Origin of the sequence: Bradyrhizobium jicamae, from assembly GCF_018130215.1 — a bacterium.
Classification (GTDB): Bacteria; Pseudomonadota; Alphaproteobacteria; order Rhizobiales; family Xanthobacteraceae; genus Bradyrhizobium; species Bradyrhizobium jicamae_A.
On the sequence record NZ_JAFCKQ010000024.1, the window covers coordinates 1 to 25,898 of the forward strand.

General features: G+C 64.7%; 25 protein-coding genes. 16 read left to right on the forward strand and 9 right to left on the reverse strand.

Annotated features, from left to right (window positions below; all coding sequences use genetic code 11):
* The first annotated feature begins 707 nt into the window (after positions 1 to 707).
* The 7 genes from topA (at position 708) to JQ586_RS23615 (ending at position 9,457) form a co-directional block, all read left to right on the forward strand.
* Positions 708 to 3,455 (forward strand): type I DNA topoisomerase, encoded by a 2,748-nt coding sequence (gene topA, locus JQ586_RS23585; protein ID WP_212397013.1) that lies wholly within the window; start codon positions 708 to 710, stop codon positions 3,453 to 3,455.
* Positions 3,456 to 5,780, forward strand: coding sequence for a ribonuclease R (gene rnr / locus JQ586_RS23590; RefSeq protein WP_212397014.1), 2,325 nt, complete (start codon positions 3,456 to 3,458; stop codon positions 5,778 to 5,780).
* Positions 5,768 to 6,208: a DUF983 domain-containing protein gene (locus JQ586_RS23595; protein ID WP_212397015.1), complete on the forward strand. Its 441-nt coding sequence runs from the start codon at positions 5,768 to 5,770 to the stop codon at positions 6,206 to 6,208. Before rnr ends, JQ586_RS23595 begins: the two co-directional genes overlap by 13 nt.
* A gap of 36 nt (positions 6,209 to 6,244) precedes the next feature.
* Entirely contained in the window at positions 6,245 to 6,985 is a 741-nt protein-coding gene (locus JQ586_RS23600) for an NUDIX domain-containing protein (RefSeq protein ID WP_212397016.1), read from the forward strand.
* Positions 6,986 to 7,125: 140 nt separating this feature from the next.
* A complete protein-coding gene (locus JQ586_RS23605) occupies positions 7,126 to 8,451 on the forward strand; it encodes an LLM class flavin-dependent oxidoreductase (protein ID WP_212397017.1) in 1,326 nt (441 codons plus the stop codon).
* A 211-nt stretch (positions 8,452 to 8,662) separates the two neighbouring features.
* Positions 8,663 to 8,830, forward strand: a complete 168-nt coding sequence (gene rpmG, locus JQ586_RS23610) for a 50S ribosomal protein L33 (RefSeq protein WP_212397018.1) — start codon at positions 8,663 to 8,665, stop codon at positions 8,828 to 8,830.
* Positions 8,831 to 8,926: 96 nt separating this feature from the next.
* On the forward strand, positions 8,927 to 9,457 hold the full coding sequence (locus JQ586_RS23615) for a hypothetical protein (RefSeq protein WP_212397019.1): 531 nt from the start codon (positions 8,927 to 8,929) through the stop codon (positions 9,455 to 9,457).
* On the opposite strand, the gene JQ586_RS41165 is transcribed toward JQ586_RS23615, so the two are convergent.
* The 3 genes from JQ586_RS41165 to JQ586_RS23625 form a co-directional block, all read right to left on the reverse strand.
* Positions 9,454 to 9,582: a hypothetical protein gene (locus JQ586_RS41165; protein ID WP_283815477.1), complete on the reverse strand. Its 129-nt coding sequence runs from the start codon at positions 9,580 to 9,582 to the stop codon at positions 9,454 to 9,456. The two genes, JQ586_RS23615 and JQ586_RS41165, sit on opposite strands and share 4 nt — an antisense overlap.
* Positions 9,583 to 9,654: 72 nt before the next feature.
* On the reverse strand, positions 9,655 to 11,049 hold the full coding sequence (locus JQ586_RS23620; RefSeq protein ID WP_409334558.1) for an ammonium transporter: 1,395 nt from the start codon (positions 11,047 to 11,049) through the stop codon (positions 9,655 to 9,657).
* 508 nt (positions 11,050 to 11,557) lie between these two features.
* Positions 11,558 to 12,790, reverse strand: coding sequence for an MFS transporter (locus tag JQ586_RS23625; protein WP_212397021.1), 1,233 nt, complete (start codon positions 12,788 to 12,790; stop codon positions 11,558 to 11,560).
* Between the two features lie 133 nt (positions 12,791 to 12,923).
* On the opposite strand from JQ586_RS23625, the gene JQ586_RS23630 reads away from it, so the two are divergent.
* Together JQ586_RS23630 and JQ586_RS23635 are read left to right on the forward strand one after the other, a co-directional pair.
* A complete protein-coding gene (locus JQ586_RS23630) occupies positions 12,924 to 13,520 on the forward strand; it encodes a TetR/AcrR family transcriptional regulator (RefSeq protein WP_212397022.1) in 597 nt (198 codons plus the stop codon).
* Positions 13,521 to 13,653: 133 nt separating this feature from the next.
* Positions 13,654 to 14,859, forward strand: coding sequence for a serine hydrolase domain-containing protein (locus JQ586_RS23635; RefSeq protein ID WP_249148010.1), 1,206 nt, complete (start codon positions 13,654 to 13,656; stop codon positions 14,857 to 14,859).
* A 104-nt stretch (positions 14,860 to 14,963) separates the two neighbouring features.
* Here JQ586_RS23635 and JQ586_RS23640 read toward each other — a convergent pair whose 3' ends face one another.
* Positions 14,964 to 16,337, reverse strand: coding sequence for a PleD family two-component system response regulator (locus tag JQ586_RS23640; RefSeq protein ID WP_212397023.1), 1,374 nt, complete (start codon positions 16,335 to 16,337; stop codon positions 14,964 to 14,966).
* A 15-nt stretch (positions 16,338 to 16,352) separates the two neighbouring features.
* On the reverse strand, positions 16,353 to 16,718 hold the full coding sequence (locus JQ586_RS23645; protein ID WP_027538546.1) for a response regulator: 366 nt from the start codon (positions 16,716 to 16,718) through the stop codon (positions 16,353 to 16,355).
* 230 nt (positions 16,719 to 16,948) lie between these two features.
* Between JQ586_RS23645 and JQ586_RS23650 the strand changes: the two genes are divergently transcribed.
* Both JQ586_RS23650 and JQ586_RS23655 read left to right on the forward strand, forming a co-directional pair.
* Positions 16,949 to 17,248 (forward strand): DUF3572 domain-containing protein, encoded by a 300-nt coding sequence (locus tag JQ586_RS23650; RefSeq protein WP_212397100.1) that lies wholly within the window; start codon positions 16,949 to 16,951, stop codon positions 17,246 to 17,248.
* Positions 17,227 to 18,543, forward strand: coding sequence for a DNA polymerase IV (locus tag JQ586_RS23655; protein ID WP_212397024.1), 1,317 nt, complete (start codon positions 17,227 to 17,229; stop codon positions 18,541 to 18,543). The genes JQ586_RS23650 and JQ586_RS23655 overlap by 22 nt, the downstream gene beginning before the upstream one ends.
* 96 nt (positions 18,544 to 18,639) lie before the next feature.
* Here JQ586_RS23655 and JQ586_RS23660 read toward each other — a convergent pair whose 3' ends face one another.
* Together JQ586_RS23660 and JQ586_RS23665 are read right to left on the reverse strand one after the other, a co-directional pair.
* Positions 18,640 to 19,041 (reverse strand): RidA family protein, encoded by a 402-nt coding sequence (locus JQ586_RS23660; protein WP_212397025.1) that lies wholly within the window; start codon positions 19,039 to 19,041, stop codon positions 18,640 to 18,642.
* 133 nt (positions 19,042 to 19,174) lie between these two features.
* Complete coding sequence (locus JQ586_RS23665) at positions 19,175 to 20,041, reverse strand: cell envelope integrity EipB family protein (protein ID WP_212397026.1); 867 nt, start codon at positions 20,039 to 20,041, stop codon at positions 19,175 to 19,177.
* A gap of 266 nt (positions 20,042 to 20,307) precedes the next feature.
* Between JQ586_RS23665 and JQ586_RS23670 the strand changes: the two genes are divergently transcribed.
* The 4 genes from JQ586_RS23670 to JQ586_RS23685 all read left to right on the forward strand — a co-directional run bounded on the left by JQ586_RS23670 (position 20,308) and on the right by JQ586_RS23685 (position 23,400).
* The gene (locus JQ586_RS23670; RefSeq protein ID WP_212397027.1) at positions 20,308 to 20,775 is read left to right on the forward strand and encodes a RidA family protein; all 468 of its coding nucleotides are present in this window, start codon (positions 20,308 to 20,310) and stop codon (positions 20,773 to 20,775) included.
* A gap of 3 nt (positions 20,776 to 20,778) precedes the next feature.
* Positions 20,779 to 21,534 carry a glycerophosphodiester phosphodiesterase gene (locus tag JQ586_RS23675; RefSeq protein ID WP_212397028.1) on the forward strand — a complete coding sequence of 252 codons (756 nt, stop codon included), beginning with the start codon at positions 20,779 to 20,781 and terminating at the stop codon, positions 21,532 to 21,534.
* A 157-nt stretch (positions 21,535 to 21,691) separates the two neighbouring features.
* Positions 21,692 to 22,924, forward strand: a complete 1,233-nt coding sequence (locus JQ586_RS23680; protein ID WP_212397029.1) for a GNAT family N-acetyltransferase — start codon at positions 21,692 to 21,694, stop codon at positions 22,922 to 22,924.
* A gap of 53 nt (positions 22,925 to 22,977) precedes the next feature.
* On the forward strand, positions 22,978 to 23,400 hold the full coding sequence (locus JQ586_RS23685) for an HIT domain-containing protein (protein WP_212397030.1): 423 nt from the start codon (positions 22,978 to 22,980) through the stop codon (positions 23,398 to 23,400).
* A 116-nt stretch (positions 23,401 to 23,516) separates the two neighbouring features.
* Here JQ586_RS23685 and tsaA read toward each other — a convergent pair whose 3' ends face one another.
* Positions 23,517 to 24,008, reverse strand: a complete 492-nt coding sequence (gene tsaA, locus JQ586_RS23690; RefSeq protein ID WP_212397031.1) for a tRNA (N6-threonylcarbamoyladenosine(37)-N6)-methyltransferase TrmO — start codon at positions 24,006 to 24,008, stop codon at positions 23,517 to 23,519.
* Positions 24,009 to 24,237: 229 nt separating this feature from the next.
* Here tsaA and JQ586_RS23695 point away from each other — a divergent pair, with 229 nt between their 5' ends.
* Positions 24,238 to 24,912, forward strand: a complete 675-nt coding sequence (locus JQ586_RS23695) for a hypothetical protein (RefSeq protein WP_212397032.1) — start codon at positions 24,238 to 24,240, stop codon at positions 24,910 to 24,912.
* On the opposite strand, the gene JQ586_RS23700 is transcribed toward JQ586_RS23695, so the two are convergent.
* Positions 24,909 to 25,868, reverse strand: a complete 960-nt coding sequence (locus tag JQ586_RS23700) for a lytic transglycosylase domain-containing protein (RefSeq protein ID WP_249148011.1) — start codon at positions 25,866 to 25,868, stop codon at positions 24,909 to 24,911. The genes JQ586_RS23695 and JQ586_RS23700 overlap by 4 nt on opposite strands.
* Positions 25,869 to 25,898: the final 30 nt, after the last annotated feature.

Genomic DNA, 25,898 nt, shown 5'->3' on the forward strand with positions numbered 1-25,898 from the left:
TTATCGTAACGGCAAATCAGTGTATAGATTTCCCGTCTCACCCGCTCGAGGGGCGCTCGCGATCGTCACGAACGTTGTGGTGGGATGCGGTGGACGCTGATGTCGCGATTGACGGTCGCGGCGGATAGCGGACGGCGAAATCGTGCAGGCCTGACGCCCTAGTGGCAGGTGTCTCCCGCGAGATGCGAAAGCATCTTCGCGAGACGGTGACAAGCAAGCCCAGTCTCACCGGGGAGAGTACGTATAAGCCGTAACCCATCGCGCAGGGAAAGCCGGGTTGTTCCCGGTTACACCTGTGGTCCTACCCCCGTGCTTTCTACATTGCACGGGGCCCATGGGTGCGATCGGCACCCGGCTTTCCCTGCGCCCTCTGCTCACAGAGCGGCGAAACGAAGGGCAAGACTCGGACAGTTCATGTCGCGAGAACGCATGTCTTTACCACGCGGCCGCCAATCGCCGCCGCCTCCGGCCCTGTCCAAAGAAGTCTGCTCCCCATCCACCAATATAAAGAGAGGTACGCCGGATTCCGCCGCAACTCTGGGGCGTATTTTTCAACTCTGGGGATAGGATTCCGGCACGGAAGGTACCGCTTTCAATATCTGTCGATTTGACAGGGGCCGCCTCAGCACCCATGTTCGGCCCGACATGGCGGGTCGCGAGTCTAGTGGAACCCGTCTTCAAGTTTCCCCATAAGCTATTGGAATGACATGAATATCGTCATTGTGGAGTCGCCGGCCAAGGCCAAGACGATCAACAAATATCTGGGTGCCTCCTATGAGGTCCTGGCGTCGTTCGGCCATGTCCGCGACCTCCCTGCCAAGAATGGTTCCGTCGATCCGGACGCCAATTTCCAGATGATCTGGGAGGTCGACGCCAAGGCCGCCGGCCGGCTCAACGATATCGCCAAGGCGCTGAAGGGTGCCGACCGCCTGATCCTCGCAACCGACCCTGATCGCGAGGGCGAAGCGATCTCATGGCACGTGCTCGAAGTGATGAAGGAGAAGCGCGCGCTGAAGGACCAGAGGGTCGAGCGCGTGGTTTTCAACGCCATCACCAAGCAGGCGGTCACCGAGGCCATGAGGGCGCCGCGCCAGATCGACGGCGCGCTGGTCGATGCCTACATGGCGCGCCGCGCGCTGGACTATCTGGTCGGCTTCACCCTCTCACCTGTGCTGTGGCGCAAGCTGCCCGGCGCGCGCTCGGCCGGTCGCGTGCAGTCGGTCGCCCTGCGGCTGGTCTGCGACCGCGAGCTCGAGATCGAGAAGTTCGTGCCGAAGGAATACTGGTCGCTGGTCGCGACGCTGCTGACGCCGCGCGGCGAGGCCTTCGAGGCTCGACTCGTCGGCGCCGACGGCAAGAAGATCCAGCGCCTCGACATCGGCTCCGGTGCGGAAGCCGAGGACCTCAAAAAGGCCATCGAAGCCGCGCTGTTCACGGTCGCGACCGTCGAGGCCAAGCCCGCGCGGCGCAACCCGCAGGCCCCCTTCACCACCTCGACCCTGCAGCAGGAAGCGAGCCGCAAGCTCGGCTTCGCGCCGGCGCATACCATGCGTATCGCCCAGCGGCTCTACGAGGGCATCGACATCGGCGGCGAGACCACCGGTCTCATCACCTATATGCGGACCGACGGCGTGCAGATCGATCCGTCCGCGATCACCCAGGCGCGCAAGGTGATCGGCGAGGATTACGGCAACGCCTACGTGCCCGATGCACCGCGCCAGTACCAGACCAAGGCCAAGAACGCCCAGGAAGCCCACGAAGCGATCCGCCCGACCGATCTGTCGCGGCGTCCCGCCAGCATCGGCCGCCGGCTCGATGCGGATCAGGCGCGGCTTTATGAATTGATCTGGAAGCGTACCGTTGCGAGCCAGATGGAATCGGCGGAGCTCGAGCGCACCACCGTCGACATCGAGGCCAAGGCCGGATCGCGCGTGCTTGAGCTGCGCGCCTCGGGCCAGGTCATCAAGTTCGACGGCTTCCTCGCGCTCTATCAGGAAAGCCGTGACGACGAGGAGGACGAGGATTCGCGCCGACTGCCGGCGATGAGCGAGGGCGAAGCGGTGAAGCGCCAGAGCCTCGCTGTCACCCAGCATTTCACCGAACCGCCGCCGCGCTTCTCGGAAGCCTCGCTGGTGAAGCGGATGGAAGAGCTCGGCATCGGCCGTCCCTCGACCTACGCCTCGATCCTCCAGGTGCTGAAGGACCGCGGCTACGTCAAGCTCGAGAGGAAGCGGCTGCATGGCGAGGACAAGGGCCGCGTCGTGGTCGCCTTCCTCGAGAACTTCTTCTCGCGCTACGTCGAATACGATTTCACCGCCGACCTCGAGGAGCAGCTCGACCGCATCTCCAACAACGAGGTGGCCTGGCAGCAGGTGCTGCAGGATTTCTGGCGCGGCTTCATCGGCGCGGTGAACGACATCAAGGATCTCCGCGTCGCCGAGGTGCTCGATGCGCTCGACGAGATGCTGGGCCCGCACATCTATCCGCCCCGCGCCGATGGCGGCGATGTCCGGCAATGTCCGACCTGCGGCACCGGCCGGCTCAACCTCAAGGCCGGCAAGTTCGGCGCGTTCGTCGGCTGCTCGAACTACCCGGAATGCCGCTACACCCGTCCCCTCGCCGCCGACAGCGCCGAGAGCGCCGACCGCATCCTCGGCAAGGATCCCGAGACCGACCTCGATGTCGCGGTGAAGGCCGGCCGCTTCGGGCCCTACATCCAGCTCGGCGAGCAGAAGGATTACGAAGACGGCGAGAAGCCGAAACGCGCAGGCATTCCGAAGGGCACCTCGCCCGGCGATGTCGATCTCGAGCTTGCGCTGAAGCTGCTGTCGCTGCCGCGCGAGATCGGCAAGCATCCGGAGACCGGCCAGCCGATCACCGCCGGGCTCGGCCGCTTCGGGCCGTTCGTGAAGCATGAGAAGACCTATGCCAGCCTGGAGGCCGGCGACGAGGTGTTCGACATCGGGCTCAACCGCGCCGTGACGCTGATCGCCGAGAAGGTCGCGAAGGGTCCGAGCGGCCGCCGTTTCGGCGCCGACCCGGGCAAGCCGCTCGGCGACCATCCTTCACTTGGCGCAGTCGCGCTGAAGAACGGCCGCTACGGCGCCTATGTCACCGCGGGCGGCGTCAACGCGACGATCCCGAGCGACAAGACGCCCGACGAAGTCACGCTGGCGGAAGCGATCGCGCTGATCGACGAGCGCGCGGCCAAGGGCGGCGGCAAGGCCAAGAAGGCGAAGGCTGCGAAGCCCGCCAAGAAGGAAAAGGCTGCCGACAAGGCCGATGGCGACGCCGACGCCAAGAAGGCCGCGGCGAAGAAGGCTGCCGCCAAGCCGAATTCGGGCGCGACCAGCAAGGCGCGCGCCCCGGTCTCGTCGGCTGCAAAAACCTCGGCCGCGAAGCCCGCGGCAACCAAACCGCCCGCGAAGAAGAGCGCCGGCAAGGCAAGAGGATAAGTGAAAGCTAAAAAAGACCATGGCTTTCCGGCCCGGGACGCCATCGTCGCCTTCATCCGCGCCAATCCAGGCAAGGTCGGCACCCGCGAGATCGCCCGCGAGTTCGGCCTGAAGAACGCCGACCGCGTCGAGCTGAAGAAAATCCTGCGCGAGCTCGCAGACGACGGCACGGTCGCCAAGCGCGGCCGCAAGATGCACCAGCCGGCCGCGCTGCCGCCGACCGTGCTGGCCGACATCACCGGCCGCGACAGCGATGGCGAATTGATCGCCACGCCCGCCGAGTGGGACACCGAAGAGAACGGCAGCGCACCCAAGATCCGGATCGAAACGCCGCGGCGGCCGAAGCCCGGCACGTCAGCCGGCGTCGGCGACCGTGCGCTGCTGCGCGTCGAGATCACGGACGAGCGCGACGGCGCGCCCTATCGCGGCCGCGTCATCAAGGTGATCGACCATGCGCGGAGCCGCATCCTCGGCATCTTCCGCCGTAACCCCGACGGCAGCGGCCGGCTGATCCCCGTCGACAAAAAGCAGGCCGGCCGCGAGCTCAACATCGCAAGGCACGATACCGGCGAGGCCGAGGACGGCGATCTCGTCAGTGTCGATCTGGTCCGCAGCCGCGGCTATGGGCTTGCCTCGGGACGGGTCAAGGAGCGCCTCGGCTCGATCGCGAGCGAGAAGGCGATCAGCCTGATCGCAATCAACGCCCACGATATCCCGCAGGTGTTCTCCATGGCCGCGATCCGCGAGTCCGAGGACGCCAGGCCTGCAACCTTGCAGGGCCGCGAGGATTGGCGCGACGTGCCGCTCGTCACCATCGATCCGCCCGACGCCAAGGATCACGACGATGCCGTCCATGCCGAGGTCGACCCCGATCCGAACAACAAAGGCGGCTACGTCGTTCATGTCGCGATCGCCGACGTCGCCTTCTATGTGCGGCCGGGCTCGGCACTCGATCGCGACGCGCTCCAGCGCGGCAACTCGGTCTACTTCCCCGACCGCGTGGTGCCGATGCTGCCCGAGCGCATCTCCAACAATCTGTGCTCGCTGGTGCCGGGCGAGCCGCGCGGCGCGCTCGCGGTGCGGATGGTGATCGGCGCCGACGGCCGCAAGCGCTCGCACACCTTCCATCGGGTGCTGATGCGCTCGGCCGCGAAGCTGAATTACGCGCAGGCGCAGGCCGCGATCGACGGCAAACCGGACGACACCACCGGTCCCCTGCTCGATCCGATCCTCAAACCGCTGTGGTCGGCCTACGAGCTGGTCAGGCTTGCGCGCAACGAACGCGACCCGCTCGACCTCGATCTGCCCGAGCGCAAGATCCTGCTCAAGCCCGACGGCACCGTCGACCGCGTCGTGATTCCCGAGCGGCTCGATGCACACCGGCTGATCGAGGAGTTCATGATCCTTGCGAACGTCGCCGCGGCCGAGATGCTGGAGAAGAAGGGCCTGCCGCTGATCTACCGCGTGCACGACGAGCCGAGCCAGGAGAAGGTTCACAATCTCCAGGAATTTCTGAAGACGCTCGACCTGCCCTTCACCAAGCAGGGTGCGCTCAGGCCCTCGCAGTTCAACCGTGTGCTGGCGCAGGTCGCCGGCGAAGATTACGAGCCGCTGGTCAACGAGGTGGTGCTGCGCTCGCAGGCGCAGGCCGAATATGCCGCCGAGAATTATGGGCATTTCGGATTGAACCTGCGCCGCTACGCGCATTTCACCTCGCCGATCCGCCGCTATGCCGATCTGATCGTGCATCGTGCGCTGATCCGCGCGCTCGGCCTCGGCGAAGGCGCGCTGCCGCCGGACGAAACGATGGAGACGCTCGCCGAGATCGCAGCGCAGATCTCCGTCACCGAGCGTCGCGCGATGAAGGCGGAACGCGAGACCGCCGACCGGCTGATCGCCCATTTCCTCGCCGATCGCGTCGGCGCCAGCTTCCAGGGCCGCATCTCCGGCGTGACCCGCGCCGGCCTGTTCGTGAAGCTCGACGACACCGGCGCTGACGGGCTGGTCCCGATCCGCACAATCGGGTCAGAATATTTCAACTACGACGAGACCCGCCACGCGCTGATCGGCTCGCGCAGCGGGATCATGTACCGGCTCGGCGACGTGGTGGACGTGCGCCTGGTCGAAGCCGCCCCCATAGCGGGTGCGCTGCGGTTTGAGCTATTATCCGAGGGGCAGGCCATTCCGCGTGGCAGAAAACGCGATGGCGAAAGAGCCGGGCGGCGCGTCAAGGCGCACAAGGAGCGGAAGGCGCGCAGCAAGGACCGCAAGCCGGCCAAGCAGAAGCCCGGCAAGTCGAAGCGAGGCAAGTCATGGAAACGGTGACCCCGCCTACGGTTGTCTGGACCCGCGACACGGCCAATCCCGAGAAGCGCGACCTGTGGGGCGCGATGAAGCGCGGGTTCCGCGGCCGCTGTCCGCGTTGTGGCCAGGGCAAACTGTTCCGCGCCTTCCTCAAATGCGACGGCCACTGTCCGGTCTGTGATCTCGATTTCTCGCCGCATCGCGCCGACGATCTGCCCGCCTATCTCGTCATCATCATCGTCGGCCATATCGTGGTACCGACGGCTTTGATCGTCGAGACCGATTATTCGCCGCCGGTGTGGCTGCAACTTGCGATCTATCTGCCATTCACGCTGTTTGCGTCGCTCGCGCTGCTGCAACCGGTCAAGGGAGCCGTGATCGGGCTGCAATGGGCCCTGCGCATGCATGGCTTTGACGAAAATGCCCCTAGCGACATCCCGCCGGTCTAGCTAAACCGGACGCCAACAAGAGCCGAAAGGGATGAAATGACTGAAGCTGCCGCTGCCGTCCACCAGGGGGAAAAAGAACCCGATCATCATCCGTATTTCCGGCCGAAGGATGCAGCGACGCTGATCCTGATCGACCGCTCCGGCGCGAGGCCGAAGGTGCTGGTCGGCAAACGCCACGACAAGGTCGTGTTCATGCCGGGCAAATACGTCTTCCCCGGCGGCCGCGTCGACACGGCCGACAACCGCGTTCCCGTCGCCGCGCCGATCACCGCCGAGCTCGAGGCCAATCTCCTGAAGGGCAGTCCGAAGATCACTGCGGGACGCGCGCGTGCGCTCGCCAATGCCGCGATCCGCGAGGCCTGCGAGGAGACGGGACTTTGCCTCGGTCGCAAGGTCGAGAAGACGGCGAAACTCGAAGGCGCGTGGAAGCCGTTCGCCGATGCAGGCCTGTTGCCCGATCCGTCCGGCCTGTTCCTGATCGCGCGCGCGATCACGCCACCCGGCCGCGTCCGCCGCTTCGACACCCGCTTCTTCACCGCCGACGCCTCGACGATCGCGCACCGCGTCGAAGGCGTGGTTCATGCCGATGCCGAGCTGGTCGAGCTGGTGTGGGTCGAGATCGGCTCCGAGCCGCTCGCGGATGCGCATGCGATGACCAAGAACGTGCTCGCCGAGCTCGACCGCCGCCTCGCCACCGGCCCGCTCCGCCACGACGCAGCCGTGCCGTTCTTCCATTTCTATGGCGGCAAGATGCACAAGGACGTGCTGGGGGCGTGATATGAGGCGCGTCATTCCGGGGCGCGCTCCGGAATGACGTTGTCGAGGGAGCTCGCAAAAACAAAATAATCTTCCCGATGGCGCGCCGCGCACCGCCTCCCTATCTGTTCCGCTAACGACATCAAGGACGGAACGGGGCAATGGCGAAGCGTCAACTCAAGCTCGGCGCGTTCATGCGGCCGATCAGCATCCACACCGGCGCATGGCGCTATCCCGGAGCCTGGCCGGACGCCAACTTCAATTTCGGCCATATCAAGACACTGATCCGAAAGCTCGAGGCCGGCAGGTTCGACGCCTTCTTCATGGCCGACCATCTGGCCGTGCTCAACATGCCGATCAACGCGCTGAAGCGCAGCCACACGGTGACGTCGTTCGAGCCGTTCACGCTGCTCTCGGCGCTGTCGGCCGTCACCGAGCACATCGGCCTGATCGCGACCGGCTCGACCACCTTCGACGAGCCCTATCACGTCGCCCGCCGCTTCGCCTCGCTCGATCACATCTCCGGCGGCCGCGCCGGCTGGAACATCGTCACGACGTCCAATCCGGATGCCGCGCTGAATTTCGGGCTCGACGATCACATGGAGCACGCCGAACGCTACAAGCGCGCCCGCGAATTCTACGACGTCGTCACCGGCCTGTGGGATTCCTTCGCCGACGACGCGTTCGTGCGCGATGTGGAATCCGGCCTGTTCCTCGACCCTTCGAAAATGCACGTGCTCGATCACAAGGGCAAATATCTCTCGGTGCGCGGTCCGCTCAACATCGCCCGCCCGGTGCAGGGCTGGCCCGTGATCGTGCAGGCCGGCGCATCCGAGGACGGCAGGCAGCTCGCGGCCGAAACCGCCGAGGCCGTGTTCACCGGCGGCGGCAGCCTCGCGGACGGCCAGAAGCTTTATGCCGACATCAAGGGTCGCATGGAGAAGATCGGCCGCGATCCCGAGCACTTGAAAATCCTGCCAGGCGCGTTCGTCGTGGTCGGCGACAGCGACGAGGAGGCCCGCGAGAAGCGGGCCTTGCTCGACAGCCGCGTACACTATGAGAGCGCTATCGCCTCGCTCTCGGTGGTCCTCGGCACCGATGCCTCGGGCTTCGATCCCGACGGACAATTGCCGCCTATTCCGGAGACCAATGCCAGCAAGAGCGGCCGCCAGCGCCTCGTCGACGTGGCGGCGCGCGACAAGCTGACCGTGCGCCAGCTCGCCCAGCGCGTCGGCGGCTATGGCGGGCTCGCCTTCGTCGGCACGCCGAAGACCATCGCCGACCAGATGGAGCAGTGGCTGACGGAGCGCGGCAGCGACGGCTTCAACATCATGTTCCCCTATCTGCCGCAGGGGCTGTTCGAATTCGTCGACCGGGTGGTGCCCGAATTGCAGAGGCGCGACATCTTCCGCAAGGAGTACGAAGGCACGACGCTGCGCGAAAATCTGGGCCTGCCGCGGCCGAAGAACCAGTTCTTCGCGCCTTAGCGGCAAGCGCTGGTCATGGGAACAGGCCGTGGCCGGCGGTCCGACGCGTCGGGTTCGGCGAAAATCGCTGTATTTGCAGCAAAAGTTCCCGAAATCCGGGTGTTCGGGCCAGTCAAATCCTTGACTTTGGGCCGTTTCTGGCTAGTTTCCCGGCCAAACGCGGGCCGATTTGGCCGGCTCCCGATACCCCTGCATTTTCGAGGTTTTGCATATGGCCAAGGCGGTCACAATCAAGGTCAAGCTCGTGTCGACGGCCGACACCGGCTACTTCTACGTCGCCAAGAAGAACTCGCGCACCATGACCGACAAGCTGGTCAAGAAGAAGTACGACCCGGTCGCGCGCAAGCACGTCGAGTTCAAGGAAGCCAAGATCAAGTAATATCCGCTGACGTGGATGTTCGGAACGGGGCCTCGCGGCCCCGTTTTTGCTTTGCGGTGAGTGTCGTCCCTTCTGCGTTCCAGGCGGTGGGTTCACATGATCGCACCGCTCGAGGAAGGACATGTCGGAGGCTACTCGGTCGCCTATGGGCGCGAGGACATCTACTTTCCCGTCTATGTCACGGCTGCGCTGGCCGCGATCTTCCTGACCGCCGCGTGGATCACGGGAGCGCTCTATTGGCTGCCGCTTGCGGCCGCCGCGGCCGGTTTCACCTACTACAACATCCCACTGCTGGAGACCGGGCGGCCGACCGTCGGTGCCAATCAATATGGCATCTTCATCCAGGCCTTCGGGCTGATCCGCTGGCGCGCCATCGCTCGGATCGATCTGGTGGAGATCGCCGAGCGGGCCATGACCATTCACGAACTGCAGATCGCGCTCGATGCGCCGATTGGCAGCGCGCTCGTCGCCGACTGGCGGAAGCGGCCGGCCTATCGCGTGTTGATGCGCCTGCCGTGGCGGATGGATCATCGCGGCGTGGTGCGCGTCGATCTGGAGCCGTTCGACCGCGCGCCCGACGAGATCCATCGGACGGTCCTCAGGATGTGGCGCTACTACCGGAGCTAGCCGCGGAAGGCGTCATCGCGCAGATGCGCGTCGCGGATCTGCGCATCCGGATTGTGGGTGATGGTCATGAACCAAATGAGGCTGAAGAACAGCGACCAAGCCGTATCCCAATAGAACCAGTTCATGGGACTACCTCGAACAGGTTTGATCCGCGCGGCCGGCGCCGTTCGCCGGCCTCCACGGAGTATCCCCCATTGCTACTGCACGACCTCGCCATGCAGCGCGAGGTCAAGCCCTTCGCGCTCGATATCCTTCGTCACGCGCAGGCCGACGAAGAGATTGATCACGAACAGAATGATCAGGCTCACCACCGCATCGTAGACGAACACGGTGGCGACGCCAATGCACTGGTTGACGAACTGGGCAGGATTTCCCTCCAGAACCCCCGCAGTTCCGCCATACTGCTCGACCGCGAACACCCCGGTCAGCAGCGCCCCGACGATACCGCCGAGGGCATGGACGCCGAAGCAATCCAGCGCGTCGTCGTAGCTGAACATGCGCTTCAGGCCGGTGCATCCCCAGTAGCAGCAGACACCGGCTGCGACACCGATGGCAAAGGCGCCGACCGGCCCGACGAAACCGGACGCCGGCGTAATCGCCACGAGGCCGGCAACCGCGCCCGAACAGATGCCGACGACGGTCGGCTTGCCCTTGAGCGCCCACTCGACCAGCATCCAGGTGAAGCCGGCGACGGCGGTCGCGATCTGCGTCACCAGCATGGCCATGCCCGCCTGCATTCCCGCCGTGACGGCGGAGCCGGCATTGAAACCGAACCAGCCGACCCACAGCAACGAGGCGCCGATGAAGGTGAGCACCATGTTATGGGCCGGTCCCGTCTCGACGCGCCTGCCGAGCATGATCGCGCACATCAGCCCGGCCACGCCGGCGTTGATGTGAACAACCGTGCCGCCGGCGAAATCCAGCACCTTCACCCAGGCGGCATCGTTGCCCGCCGAGAATATCCCGTCAGGCCCCCAGACCCAGTGCGCGATCGGCGCATAGACGAAGATGGCCCAGAGCCCGATGAACCAGAGCATCGCCGAGAACTTCATTCGCTCGGCAAATGCGCCGGCTATCAGCGCGGGCGTGATGATCGCAAACGTCATCTGGAAGCAGATGTAGACGGACTCCGGAATCGTCGCGGCAAGCGGATTGGGGTTGCCTATGCCGCCCTTCCCGATGTCGCTCAGGATGTCCTTGAGGAACATCCGGTCCAGGCCTCCGATGAACGGCGAGCCGGACCGGAATGCGAGGCTATAGGTCAGGACGGCGAACAGGATCGTGACCAGGCAGGTCACGGCAAAGCTGGTCATCACCGTGTCGCCGACGTTCTTCTTGCGCACCATGCCGCCGTAGAACAGGCCGAGGCCTGGAACCGTCATCATCAACACCAGCGCGACGGAGGTGAGCATCCACGCGGTGTCACCGGGGTTCGGCGTGCACTTCTCGAGGATCTTGCCGCCGCAGGCCGGCGGTGTCGCGGCGTCCTCAGCCAACGCAAGGTCGCTGAACAGCAGATAGAGGGTCACCACCCCCAGGAAAGCAACCACAATCCTCACGAGCTTTTGGCGCGTGTCTGTCCGTAACTCCATCATCGTCCTCCCGTCGCAAGAGATCTCGGTGTTCGGAGCTATTTTTCGGGTCGCGCGCGGGCTCACCCGGCGGGTGAACGCGAATGCGTCAGTGGTGACCTGATCATCCGGTTCCGCAATGTCCGACCGCAGCAATGCGCGCGGCGCCGAATGCGGAGATCGCCGCATGGCGTAAGGCACAAGGCCTTCATTCTCGACGGCGCAGCGAGGGCCGTCGGGCTCGGATGTCTGCAGATTGACGCCGACTAGCCTCATCACGGCCAGCCCTTCCCATGCGTCCCCGTCGGCCCCTCAGCGAGGGGTCCGTACCATTTCTTGAGCAGATTCAATCAAGATTCGTGCCACCGATGCGGCCCGGATAAAGCGCTGAATAGCTTCCGCTTTTGTTGCACGCGAAAGCACGCGCCGTGCACGCCTGCATGATCTTGCTGCAAATGATGAACAAATAAGCAGCGATCGACGGCCGCCGCCTCGATTGGCGGCGGTCGGAATCCAGCGGACCGGAACGCTATGCGGTCCTGAGCAGCGGCGGCTGCGATGGCCGGATCAGCGCGAACGCCACCTGGATGATGCCGCCGGCGAGTCCGAGCGCCACACCGATGCGCCAGGCCATCGTGTAGGAGCCGAACGTGTCGTAGATCAGTCCTCCTCCGTAGGCGCCAAGGAAGCTGCCGACCTGGTGACTCATGAAGGCAAGGCCCTGGATCATCGCCTGCCAGCGCAGCCCGAACATCTCGGCGACTGCGCCCGCCACCAGCGGACCGACGCCCATCCAGAGGAAGCCCATGATGGCGCCGAACAGCAGCGTCGAGGCGGGTGTTGCCGGCAGCATGAAGTACCAGGCCAAGGCCAGCGAGCGGAAGATGTAGATGCCGCCCAGCAGCGCGAGCTTGTTCCAGCGCTGGCCGGCCCAGCCGAAGAACAGCGAGCCCAGCACGTTGAAGCCCCCGATCATGCCGAGCGTCTGCGCGCTCAGCATCGGATCAAGCCCGCAGATCGCCAGGTACGACGGCAGATGCGTGGTGAGGAAGACGAGTTGCATGCCACAGACCATGTAGGCGCCGGTCATCACAACGAAGGAGGCGTTACCGAACGCGGTCTTTGCCGCCGTTACAGCGGTCGCATTGCCGATATCGTCGCCCGCGGGCCTCGGCAGCGGAACACTGTCGACGCGGCCGGCGTACCACGCAGCCGGAATCATGAAGACGGACAGGATCACGAAGCCGGCGAGCCCGATGCGCCAGCCAAAGCCTTCATTGAGCATCTGGCCGATCGGGGCCGACATCAGTGCGCCGAGCGAACCTACACCCGATACGATGCCAAGCACCGTCGAGCGCACCGTCTCGGGCACCGCGCGCGCCGCGACCGACATTGCGATCGCATTGGCCGTGCAGGCAAGCGATGTGCCGATCAGCAGGCCGCCGCCGATCATGACACTCAAGAGCCCGTGCGCAGTCGTCAGCAGCACGAGGCCGGCGATGTAGAGCAGCGTGCCGAGCAGCATGATCGGGCGGAAGCCGTAGCGCACGGTCAATGCGCCGGCCATCGGTTGCAGAAAGCCCCAGGCGAGGTTCTGCACGGCGAGCGCCAGCGTGAAGTCGGACACCGAGATGTGGATGTCGCGGGTCAGCGGCTGCAGGAAGATGCCGAGGCTCTGGCGCAGCCCCATGCTCAGCGTGAGCATGATCGATGCGCCGATCAGGATCGGAAGCGTGGGACGCAGGACCTTCAGCAGGGGCATTGTTCTTGTTCTCCCATGGCGACGCGGCGCGCGTGCCGCGGCCTGCGATTCCCGTATTTTTCAGTTACACAGACCTGTGTAATTAGTCTATACAAGGCCCCTGCTGTCAAGCGACGAGGAGTTCGGCCGACGCATGGCTTCCCCGCCTCCCAAACAGACCATGAAGGAGCGGATCCTTGAGACCGCCGACCGGCTGTTCTACCTGCAAGGGATCCGCGCCATCGGCGTCGACACCATCGCGGCCAAGATCGGCATCAGCAAGCGCACGCTCTACAACCACTTCCCCTCGAAGGACGCGCTGATCGAAGCCTATCTCGAGCGCCGCTTCGTGCAGCCACGCCCGTCCGACAAGCCGCCGGCCGAACAGATCCTTGCGACCTTCGATTCGCTGGAGCGGCGTTTCGCGTCGCGGGATTTCCGCGGCTGCCCGTTCGTCAACGCAGTGGCCGAGCTCGGGCCCGATGTTCGGGCCGTCCGCAAGATCGCCGTCGCCTTCAAGGAGAGCCGCCGTATCTGGTTTCGCGACCTGCTGAACCAGCTCGGCGTCGCCGATGCCGAGGGAGTTGCGACGCAGCTTGTGCTGCTGGTCGACGGCTCGATCGCGCAGGACCTGGTGCGCGACGATCCGGCGATGGCGCGTGCGGCCCGGGAAGCCGCGCGCGTGCTGCTCGCCAATGCCGGGGTGAAGGTCGACAAGGCCGTGACCTCGGTGAAGAAGCCTGCATCCTGAATCCGGTTGCGTTGCGCAGTCACGTTTGATTGGTAGCGCTGACGGTGCCGGACGGCATCTCCGACAGGATATTCCGTCAGGCGAGATTGCCCATGGCCACTTGAACGGGCCGCGGCACAATGAGGGAGCGACCATGGAAGATCTGAAGGTGACCGCCAGCGGCTACGACTTTGCACCGGCGCGCGCGGCCATGCAGCGTTACATCGACAACGATCTCTTGTCCGGCATATCGTCGGCGGTGATGGTCGGCCGCGAACTGGTCGACGTCAGCTGCGTCGGGTGGTCCGATAAGGAAGCGCAGATTCCACTTCGGACCGACCACATCTTCCGCGTCTTCTCCAACACCAAGCTGATCACTTCCTGCGCGGCGCTCCTGTTATTCGAGGAAGGCCGCATCCAGCTCGACGACCCCATCGAGAAATACATTCCGCAACTCGGCAATCGCAAGGTCCTGCGGCCGGGCGCGACATCGCTCGACGACACCGAGCCTGCAAAGGGATCGATCACCATCCGTCAGTTGCTGAGCCACAGTTCCGGTCTGAGCTATGGTTTCTTCGACCCCGGCACCGTCATCTTCAAGGCCCTCAACGAGCGCGGGGTGCACAATCCCAATACGACCCTGGCCGAGATGGTGGATGTGCTGGCCGGCCTGCCGCTGATCTATCAGCCGGGCACGTCGTGGGAGTATTCGCTCGCGATCGACGTGGTCGCGCGGCTGGTGGAGGTCATCAGCGGCCAGACCTTCGACAAGTTCATCCAGGCGCGCATCCTCGATCCGCTCGGCATGGTCGATACCGGCTTCGTCGTTCCGCAGAAGGATCGAGGCCGCCTCGTCGCCTACTACGCCGGCGCCGACCTGATGGAGCCGATGAAGCCGGGCCTCACCCGCACCGACAATGCGCCCTTCCCTGGCGCCTATCTGAGCCCGGTCGCAAGGCTCAATGGCGGCGGTGGCCTGGTGTCGACGATGCCCGACATGGTCGCACTGATCCGAAGCCTGCTGCCCGGCGGACCGACGCTGCTCAGGCCGGAGACGATCGCGTTGATGATGACCAACCAGTTGCCCGAGGGACAGTGGATCCGCTTCGCCATGATGGGCGAACAGCCCGGCAAGGTCCACGGACTGGCCGGCGGCATCATCCAGACGCCCTCGCCGATCGATCATCCCGATGCTGCCGGTGAATTCTACTGGGGCGGCGTCGCAGGCACGCAGTGGTGGATCTGTCCGAAGGCCAACGTCGCCGGCGTGATGATGGCGCAGCGCCAGATGGCGTTCGTGCATCCGTTCTCGTTCGAGTTCAAGCGGATGGCGTATGACGCGGTGAGGCGCGGACGGTAGGAGCACCCGTAGCCCGGATGGAGCGCAGCGAAATCCGGGAAGGCCTGTCCAGGTGGCGCGATGCCCCGGATTGCGCTTCGCTTCATCCGGGCTACGAAAGCCGATTACGCCGCCGCCGAGACCACGCGGTTGCGACCGTCGTGCTTGGCGCGATAGAGCGCTGTGTCGGCGCGCTTGAGCACGTCGGTGACCGGCTCGCCCTTCCGTTCCAGCGTGGTGAGACCGATCGAGATCGTGACCTCGATCCGCTTGGCGCCCTTGTGGACCGCGAAGGTCTCGCCGGCGATCGAGCGGCGCAGCCGCTCGGCGACCGTGCCGGCAACATGGAGATCGGTTTCCGGCATCACGATCACGAACTCCTCGCCGCCATAGCGGCAGGCGAGATCGATGCCGCGGATCGACTTGCGGATGCGGACGGCGAATTCGCGCAGCACGTCGTCGCCGGCATCGTGGCCGTAGGTGTCGTTGATCGCCTTGAAGTAATCGATGTCGAGGATCATCAGCGCGAGCGGCTTGCCGCGCATCGAGGCCTGTTCGGCGAGCGTGCCGAGATGGCTTTCCATGTAGCGGCGGTTATGCAGGCCGGTCAGCGCGTCGGTGATCGCCATCTCGATCGAGTTCTGCACGTTGTCGCGCAGGTGATCGGTGTAGCGGCGGCGGCGGATCTGGGTACGGGCGCGCGCCAGGAGCTCGTTCTTGTCGACTGGTCGCAGCAGGTAGTCGTTGACGCCGATCTCGAGCCCGCGCATCAGGCGAGCGTTGTTGTCGGCATCCGAGATCGCCAGGATCGGCACCTGTCGCGTGCGCTCCAGCGAGCGCGCCTGGCTGCACAGCCGCAGGCCGTCGAAATTGTCGAGGCTCAGCGACACGATCAGCAGGTCGTAATTGCCTTCGGCCGCATGGAACAGCGCTTCCGAGGGATTGGTCTCGACATCGACGGCGTGCTCGCTCGACAAAACCGGCGCCAGCTTCTCGTAGGACGAGGGACGGTCGTCGACCAGCAGGATGCGACCGCCTTTGCCCTTGTCGGCGATCGCGCTGCGCTCGGGCGCCTGCATGCCGATCTCGAGCGAGGTGATGGCGCGCATGCGCAGCTCATCGGTCATCATCTTCAGCCGCGTCAGCGAGCGCACGCGCGCTATCAGCACGACGTCGGAAACCGGCTTGGTGAGGAAATCGTCGGCGCCGGCCTCGAGACCGCGAACGCGATCGGAGGGACTGTCGAGCGCGGTGACGATGACGACGGGAATGAAATGGGTCGCGGGATTGGACTTCAGCCGGCGGCAGACCTCGAAGCCGTCCATGTCGGGCATCATGACGTCGAGCAGGATGATGTCGCATTCCGCGCGCGTGCAGATCTCCAGTGCCTCGGTGCCGTTTGATGCGGTCAGTACATCGAAATATTCGGCCGACAGCCGGGCTTCGAGCAGCTTGACGTTCGCCGGAACGTCATCGACCACGAGGATACGCGCGGACATCGAAACTCCAATCCCCTATCCGATGAAGCGTCGGACAGTCTCAATGAATTTGCCGACCGAGATCGGCTTGGACAAATAGGCTTCGCAGCCGCCTTCGCGGATGCGCTCTTCATCGCCCTTCATGGCAAAGGCGGTCACCGCGACCACCGGGATGGCGCGCAGCTCCGGATCATCCTTGATCCAGCGCGTGACTTCGAGGCCGGATACCTGCGGCAATTGGATATCCATAAGAATCAGATCGGGACGCAGCTTGCGGACGAGATCGAGCGCCTCGAACCCGTTGCTCGTGCCCGAGGTCTGATAGCCGTGCGCTTCCAACAGATCGCGAAAGAGCTTCATGTTGAGCTCGTTGTCCTCCACGATCAGGACGGTTTTGGCCATCCCGTCCCTCCCAAACCTCGGAAACGGACCCGGCTGCGGCGCCTCACGCACCGCGCTTGGGGCGCGTAGAAATTGTGAATTCAAACTAGCGCCAGAATCGATCCAACCCGTTAAACCCGAACGCCAACTTCCGGTGTGTGGTTTCCGTTTGCTTGAACACGTTCGGAAGACTCGGGCATGATGGGCCTCTCATTAGAGACCATAAGTTAACGGAAAGGCAAACCGGCGCGTTGAAAAAGCCTGTTCACAACCCTCGGGAAGTCGCTGAAATCGTTGCGATTCAGGCGCTGAGCTTCATCGCCGGCGATCCTGAACGGCTGGGACTGTTCCTGGCTGAGACGGGAATTGGGCCGGAGACGCTGCGGAACGCCGCATCCGACCCTCAATTTCTTGCGAGCGTGCTCGATTTCGTGATGCGCGACGATGCCACGGTCAAGGCGTTCGCGACAGTCTCGGAACTCCACCCGACCAACATCGCCGCCGCCCACCAAGTGCTGGGCGACCCAAAATGGGAGCGCGACGTGCCGTGACGACGGCGCCGGCAGCATTGGACGGCCCCCTCAGTTTCTGTCGGGACTGTCTCGGCGATCTCGACATCAAGGCGAAGCGATGCAGCCATTGCGGCTCGCCCCGGCTGGTGCGCCAACGCACCCTCCCCGCGCTGGCACTTGCGCATATCGATTGCGACGCGTTCTACGCGACGGTCGAGAAGCGCGACAATCCTGACATCGCCGACCGGCCCGTCATCATCGGCGGCGGCAGGCGCGGTGTCGTCTCCGCCGCCTGCTACATCGCCCGCACCTACGGCGTCCGCTCGGCGATGCCGATGTTCAAGGCGCTGGAACTCTGCCCGGATGCCACCGTGATCCCGCCGGACATGACGAAATATGTCCGGGTCGGGCGCGAGGTACGCCGCGCCATGCAGGCACTGACCCCGCTGGTCGAGCCGCTATCGATCGACGAGGCGTTCCTCGACCTGTCCGGCACGCAGCGCGTTCACGGCATGATCCCGGCCAAGGTGCTGGCGAAGTTCGCGCGCGACGTCGAGCGCGACATCGGGATCACGGTGTCGGTCGGCCTCTCCTGCAACAAGTTCCTGGCCAAGATCGCCTCCGACCTCGACAAGCCCCGCGGCTTTGCTGCACTCGACCAGGACGAGGCGCGCGAAATGCTGGCCGACAAGCCTGTCGGCTTCATCTTCGGCGTCGGGCCTGCGACGCAGGAAAAGCTGGTTCAGCGCGGCTTCCGCCTCATCGCCGACCTGCAGCGCGCCGACGAGAACGAGTTGATGAAGCAGTTCGCGAGCGAAGGCCGCCGGCTGTGGCGGCTTGCGCGCGGCATCGACGACCGCCGCGTGGTGCCCGATCGGGGCGCCAAGACGATCTCGAGCGAGACCACGTTCGAGACCGACATCCGCGACTTCGTGACGCTGGAAAAACTGCTCTGGAAGCTGTCCGAGAAGGTCTCGGCGCGGCTGAAGACCAGCGAGCTTGCCGGCTGCACCATCACGCTGAAGCTGAAGACCGCCGACTTCCGCCAGCGCACCCGCTCGCAATCGATCCAGACGCCGACCCAGCTCGCCGCCAAGATCTTCGCGGTGTCGCGCGAGATGCTGGCGAGGGAAATCGACGGCACCGCGTTCCGCCTGATGGGCACCGGCGTCAGTGCATTGCGGCCGGGCTCTCTCGCCAACGACGCCGACATGCTTGACCGCCGCTCCGCCCATGCCGAGCGCGCGATGGACAATCTGCGCAAGAAGTTCGGCGATGCCGCCGTGATCAGGGGCATTGCCTATGAGGGGTTGAAGAAAGAGGCGGAGGAGTAGTTCGCCAACAGCCGGTCATTGCGAGGAGCTCGCGACAAAATTGCAGAGCATCGGGCGCGCATTCGCGGCTCGCAATGACGGGAAAAGGCGTCGCGCCTAGTCCGCCACCGCAATCGCCTCGATCTCGATCAGCCATTCCGGCGCCGCAAGCGCGGTGACGCCGACCAGCGTGCTTGCGGGCGGCTCCATGCCCTCGAAAAACGCGGAGCGCGCCTTACCGATGATCGGCCGAAGCTCGGGCTTGTAACCGACCACGAAGGTCGTGATCTTGACGATGTCTGAATAAGTGGCGCCGGCAGACTTCAGCGCCAAGCCGAGGTTCTGCATGACCTGCGTCGTCTGCGCGGCGAGATCACCGGGGGCGACCACCCGTCCCTCCTCGTCGGTCGACACCTGTCCCGAGATGTAGATGGTGCGCGCGCCCGAGGCGACGACGACATGGGAATAGGCCGGATTGTGGTGAAGCCCGCTTGGGCGGAGATGCTCGTGCTTGCTCATGATGTGCCTCCCTGACACGCATGTTTGGGGGAAGCGTATCCGGCTCTGGCGTTTCAGGCCATACCGAGTCTCACCACTTGCTCCGCCGTCGCCCCGGCGAAAGCCGGGACGACGAGCCGAGAGACGACGAAACCTACTTGCAGGGCTTGGAGGCCTTGACGTCGAACTTGTCCATCGCGCCCGAGATCACGAAATCGTTGTAGTCGAGCACGAGGGCGCGCGAGACGCCGTTCTCGTAGAGCTCGAACGACATCGCATAGGCCGGCGTCTGCTCGCCGTCCTTTGCCCGGGCGTCGCGGTCGTAATAGCTCACCGTCACCGGCCAGCGCGTCATCGACTTCATCGCGTCGTTCGAGGTCGACGGGTCGGGTGACGTCGGCGCGTGGTCGCCGGGGATCGGCTGGCCGATCACGCTCAGTGTGTTGTAGACCTTCTCGCCATTGTCGGAACCGTCATAGACGGTGAGCTCGAGCACCGATTTGCCCTCGCGGGCGGCCGCGATGATGTGCTGGATCTGCTCGGTGGGAAACACGGTCTTGCCGTCGAGATCGAAGGTCTTCTTCACCGGTTCCGTCAACTTGACGGTGATGTGGTCACCGACCCGCTCGGCGACACCGTCCACCGGCGAGGGCTGGCTGTCGTTCATGCGGGTGTCGATCTTGAAGCGGTAGCTCTTGCCGGCTGCGTCCTCCCAGGAGGTCGAGCGGAGGTCCGACAGCGTCACCTTGCCCTCGCCGCTGTCGAGCTCGGACACCTGGCGAAATTCCGAGGTGTAGCCTTCGCAGGAATTGCCGGAGAAATTGTAGAGTATGCGCCCGCGCGCATCGTTGATCGCGTTGTTGCCGCGCGACTTGACGAGGCTGAGGTCATAGAGCGCCTGGTGCGCGAGAAACGGCCCGCCGGCAGCGGCCGCAGCCGGCGCGTTCACCAGGGCCGATCCTGCGACGGCGGTGATCGCCAGCACGAGTGCACGTGACGGATTCCGGAACGGCAGGAACATGGACTCTCCTTGGCGCGGCGGCGACTCGCCACAATAGTGATGGCCGTATTGCGCCGCAACTGGGGCAGTTTCATAAAATGGTAACGAGCGGAAACGGAAATACCGGATTTTTCGGCAGGTTTACATGGGATTTCAAACGGATCCGCGGATATGACCGCGCTTCCCCTTAAGGTCCCCCTGGCTTGCAACCGTCGGCGCGATGCGCGAAACAAGGCCCGGCCGGAACGCGCTTTCAGGCAACCGATCATACAACCGGGGACAGGAACATGGCAGGTACAGTCGAACAGAAGCTCGTGGCACAGGGCATCACGCTGCCGAAGCCGACCTCCCCGGTCGCGAACTATGTGCCATTCGTGCGCAGCGGCAATTTGCTGTTCGTGTCGGGCCAGGTCTGCTTCGGCGCCGATGGCAAGCTGATTGCCAAGGGCAAGCTGGGGGCCGGCGTCAGCCTCGAGGACGGCGCCGCCGCGGCGCGCGGCTGTGCGATTAACCTCCTGGCGCAGGTCAAGGCGGCACTCGGCGACCTCGACAAGGTGGCGCGCGTGGTGCGGCTCGGCGGTTTCATCAATTCGGCGCCCGACTTTCTCGACGGACCGAAGGTGCTGAACGGCGCCTCCGACCTGATGGTCGCGGCCTTCGGCGACAAGGGCCGCCACGCGCGCACCACTGTCGGCGTCGCCTCGCTGCCCGCCGATGCTGCGGTGGAAGTCGAAGGCATCTTCGAAGTCGCCTGATCGATGCGAGCACCTGATTGGCTGACCAGGCGGCCGGTCGCCCATCGCGGCCTGCACGATGCCGCACGCGGCATCATCGAGAACATGCCGGCGGCAGCAAACGCCGCGATATCGGGCAATTTCGCGATCGAATGCGACATCCAGCTTACCGCCGACGGCGAGGCCATGGTCCATCACGACGATGCGCTTGGCCGCCTCACCGAGGGATCCGGGGCGCTGCTGACCAAGACCGCGGCGGAACTGAAGGCGGTGACGTTCAAGAATACCGCCGAGCGGATGATGACGCTCGGCGACCTCTGCACGCTGGTCGCCGGGCGGGTTCCCCTTGTTGTCGAGGTGAAGAGCCATTTCGACGGCGACCGCAGGCTGGTGCGGCGGATGGCCGAGGTGCTGGCATCCTATTCCGGTCCGGTCGTCGGCATGTCATTCGACCCGGACCAGGTGATGGCGCTGCGCGAGATCATGCCCGCCCTGCCGCGCGGGATCACCGCACAACGCACCTATGATGACGACGGCTCCTGGACCAAGCTGACGCCGGCGCAGCGCGACAGCATGCTCCATCTGCGCCACGGCTTCACGACCCAGCCGCATTTCGTCGCCTACTGGGTCAACCAATTGCCCGCCCCGGCGCCCTGGATCGCCCGCAACGTGTTCGGCTGCCCGCTGCTGACCTGGACGGTGCGGACGGCGGAACAGCGCGAACGTGCGGCGCGTTACGCCGACCAGATGATCTTCGAGGGGTTTGTCCCGGGAACCTGACATGTCCCTTGCAGCCTTGAAGTCGTCGCTGCGATGCACGATCTTGGCATGGGTTGGTCGCCGTGCACGATGGCCAAACGCAAGGCTTGATCCGGAAACATGGAAGCCGGGTTTCCAGAAGGATCATGCCCAAACGAGGCACCGGTTCTCATTCTCGATGGCGTCTTCTGAAATCACTCTCGAAGCTGTTCCAGACATCAGCGACATTCCCGCCGCCGAGTGGGACGCCTGCGCCGATCCGAAGGCCGATCCTGACAGCCTTGACAACCTCGACACGCTCGCAAGCGATTGTGAGGCGACATCAGGCACGAGCTACAACCCGTTCGTTTCCCACGCTTTTCTCGCTGCGGCCGAAGCCTCCAACTCGGCCTGCCCGCGCACCGGCTGGGGCCCGCGGCACCTCGTTGCGAAACTCGACGGCAGGATCGCCGGCGTCGTCCCCTGCTATCTGAAATCGCACTCGCAGGGCGAATACGTATTCGACCGCGGCTGGGCGGAGGCCTATCACCGCGCCGGCGGCAGCTATTATCCGAAACTCCAGGTCTCCGTCCCCTTCACGCCGGCGACCGGCCCGCGGCTCCTGATCCGCGACGGCGTCGACCGGGCGCAGATCGGCTCGGCACTGGCGCGCGGCCTGCGAGCGCTCTGCAACGCCACTGAAGCCTCCTCCGTACACGTGACCTTCGCCCGCGAGGATGAAGCCAAGTTCCTCGGCGGGCACGGCTTCCTGCAGCGCACCGACCAGCAGTTCCACTGGCACAATGCCGGCTTCAAGACCTTCGACGACTTCCTGGCCACGCTGAACTCGCGCCACCGCAAGGCGATCAAGCGCGAGCGCCGCGAGGCGGTCGCCGCCGGGATCACGATCCACTGGCTGACCGGCGCAGATATCACCGAAGACGCGTGGGATGCGTTCTTCGAGTTCTACATGGAGACCGGATCGCGGAAATGGGGCCGGCCGTATCTGACCCGAAAATTCTTCTCGCTGATCGGCGAGAGCATGAGCCGCGACGTGCTGCTTGTGATGGCCAGGCGCAATGGCCGCTGGATCGCGGGCGCGATCAACTTCATCGGCTCGGACACGCTGTTCGGCCGCAACTGGGGCGCCGTCGAGCATCATCCGTTCCTGCATTTCGAGGTCTGCTACTATCAGGCGATCGATTTCGCGATCCAGCGCGGACTGAAAGTGGTCGAGGCCGGCGCGCAGGGCGAACACAAGCTGGCACGTGGCTACGTGCCGCAGACGACCTATTCAGCGCATTTCATCGCCGATCCCGGCCTGCGCCGTGCGATCGACGATTATTTGAAGCGCGAACGTGCCTATGTCGCCGAGGTCGGCCGCGAGCTCGCCGAGGCCGGGCCGTTCCGCAAGGTCGACGACGAGGCTTGACGTCCCGACCGCGACCGGGACACTAACGCCAAAGAATTCGAGGAGCCGCCGCCATGCCCGCCTACGACCCGCAAAATCCCTTCGCAAAGATCTTGCGCGGCGAATTCCCCTGCTACAAGGTCTACGAAAACGAGCACGTGCTCGCCTTCCTCGACATCATGCCGCGCTCGCCGGGGCATACGCTCGTGATTCCGAAGGCCCCTGCCCGCAACATCCTCGACATCAAGGCCGACGACTTCACTCACGTCGCGCGCGCCGCCCACAAGATCGCCGCCGCCGCGATGACGGCGTTCGAGGCCGACGGCATCACCGTGCAGCAGTTCAACGAGCCCGCCGGCGGCCAGGTCGTGTTCCACCTGCACATGCATGTGATGCCGCGCAAGAATGGCGTCGCATTGCTGCTGCCCGCCAGCCACAAGGAAGACGGCAAGGTGCTGGAGGCGAATGCAGCGAAGCTGATCGCGGCGTTGAAATAGGTCACACGCGGCGCGCCTCACCTCGTAGCCCGGGCGGAGCGCAGCGCAATCCGGGAACCATGCTTTCCGTCCAGCACCGGCCCGGATTTCGCTTCGCTCCATCCAGGCTACGGCTTTCACTCCGTCTCGAAATCCCCTGACTGCGGTGGCGCAAGCGGGGTGAACTCGCAGCGATCGGGCTTGACGTCGATCAGCGGCGTCTCGTCGAGGCAATCGAGGCCGCGCACCAGGATCACATTGCCCTCGACGCCGACCAGCTTGACGATCGAGGTCCCGATCGGGTTGGGCCGCACCGGCGAGCGCAGCGAGAAGGTGCCGCGGGTGTTGCCGTTGTTCTTCGGGCTCTGCAGCACGATGTCGCGGCGCGACTGGTGCAGCCAGTACAGCACTTCGAGATTGGTGTAGAAATCGACGCCCTTGATCGCGGCGACCCACGGCTCGAAGATCTCGAGCCGGCACACCGGCCCGTCATGCCGCCCCTGTCGCGGCGTCGCCAGCCGCGAGGTCCAGGGCGTGCGGATCCGCCCGATGAAGACGAGGCCCGCGTCGCGCGCCGCCGGCATGTCGACGGCGACCTCGCCCTCGCGCAATTCCATTTCACGTACCATGCATCAGTCCAGGATGTCTGAAGTCTCTGGTGACGACACTACCCGAATGCGCCGCCGCTGCAATCAGCCGAAGATGCAGTGAAGCGCAATCCGGGACAGAACCATCCGCGGATGAAGTCGCCGGATTTCGCTTCGCGTCATCGGGGCGCACGGACTGCAAAGCACATGACTTGCTCCTCCTGGAGTGCTTTTGATATGTTGCACTATTTCAGATTGTATCGGAGCCGACATGGCCAAGCGTACATTTGAGAATGGACTGAAGAAACTGGATGAGCTGGCAAAGCATGAGCATGGCCTGTCATTGCAGGAACTGCTTGCAGATGGCGACGATGACACCCGGGAGAAGCGTCTGTGGCGGCTCACCGGTGTCCTGATCAAACAGCGCTTTTCGCTCCCGGTCCGACGAAGGCCTGCGCGCACCACAGGAGCGATGTATCGCTGGGAAATCGACCCAAAGCGTCTGCGCGAGCTTGCGGCGAAAAAATCGTGGGAAACGAACTTGCTCGCCTCTTTCAAAAGTCGCCGCAGAGACGAGTCGGTCGTCGCGTATGGTGTGCGACTAAAATCGGAGACCAGATACGGGAAGGAGTTCAAGAATGTGACGTGCGAGTGGTTGTGCCACGATCCCGTCGTCGTTCGCGAAATCGAGCAGGCATTCAAATCCGCCAAGTTGGGAAAGCTGCTGCATCTTTCGACTTCCGTGGGGTTGGTTGGCGGCCTCGCATTGGAATTGGCGTCGAAGATTCCGGCACTTTCGATGCTAGAGCAGAGCTTGGTCGTCGCAATGACAGTGATCATTGCAACGATAGGCATCATAGCCTTTTGCAGGGTTGCCGGATATTCAGTCCCCAAGAAGAAGGCGGCGCCCCGAAGCATTTCGCGAAGGCCGCTCGGCGTCGCTTAGGCCCGGTTCTTCAGCACGAAGCAGGCCCCGCCGGCCTTGCGGATACGGTTGCAGAGGCCGTCGGCCTCGGGGCGCGTGTCGGCGCCAATGCGCACCTGGTAGAAGGTGGCGCTGCCGCGAGTGCGCAGCCGCGAACTGAGCAGGCTGGGGTCCTGGTCGCCGATCACGGCGGAGAGGCTCTTGATCGCGCGGGCATACATCGCCAGCGCCTTGTCGCGGCTGAAGCCGGCGGCCAATTGCACGCCCCACAGTTTCGCCGCCGACAGCGTGACGTGCTCCTCGAGCCCGGCCACGAACGGGTTCGGCGCGCGCTTCAACAGCGCCATCAGCTCGCGGCAGCTCGCCGTCGGCCTGCGCTCGGGCATCTTGCCGTTGCGCCCCGCGGCGGCCCAGTCGTCGACGCTGGAGCCTGTAATCGCATACACATAGGCGCGCGTCTGCTGCGGCATGTAGCCTGACCCGGCGAGCCACTCCTGGATCCTGCGCGGGCCGGCATTGTAGGCCGCCGCCGCAAGGCCGAGATTGCCGAACTGGCCGCGCAGCTCGCTGAGGAACTCCGCCGACTTCGGCAGCGCCTGCACGGGATTGAAGGGATCGAGCAGCCCACGCTCGCTGGCGGTGCCGGGCATGAACTGCGCGATCCCCTGCGCCTGCTGGCCGTTGCGGGTGACGGGGCCGACCGCATCGGCCTGGAAGCGGCTCTCCTGCCAGATCACCCGGGCGAAGAATTCGAGCGGCAGGTCGTTCGCCCGCGCCGCCGACTCGATCATCAGGCACATCGCCTCGCGGGTGTCGCTCTCGCGCGCGTCCGGCGGCGTCTGGGGAGGCATCGCGAGCTCCTCGACGCTTGGATGCACGTAGAGTGGCGCCGCTGACGGGCTATCCTGCGCGCCGGCATGGACCGGCACGGCCAGCGTGGCCAGCATGCTCAGTCCGGCATACAGGGCTGTTCGCATCGCAATCCTGTTCCCGCGCGGCACGGCTTG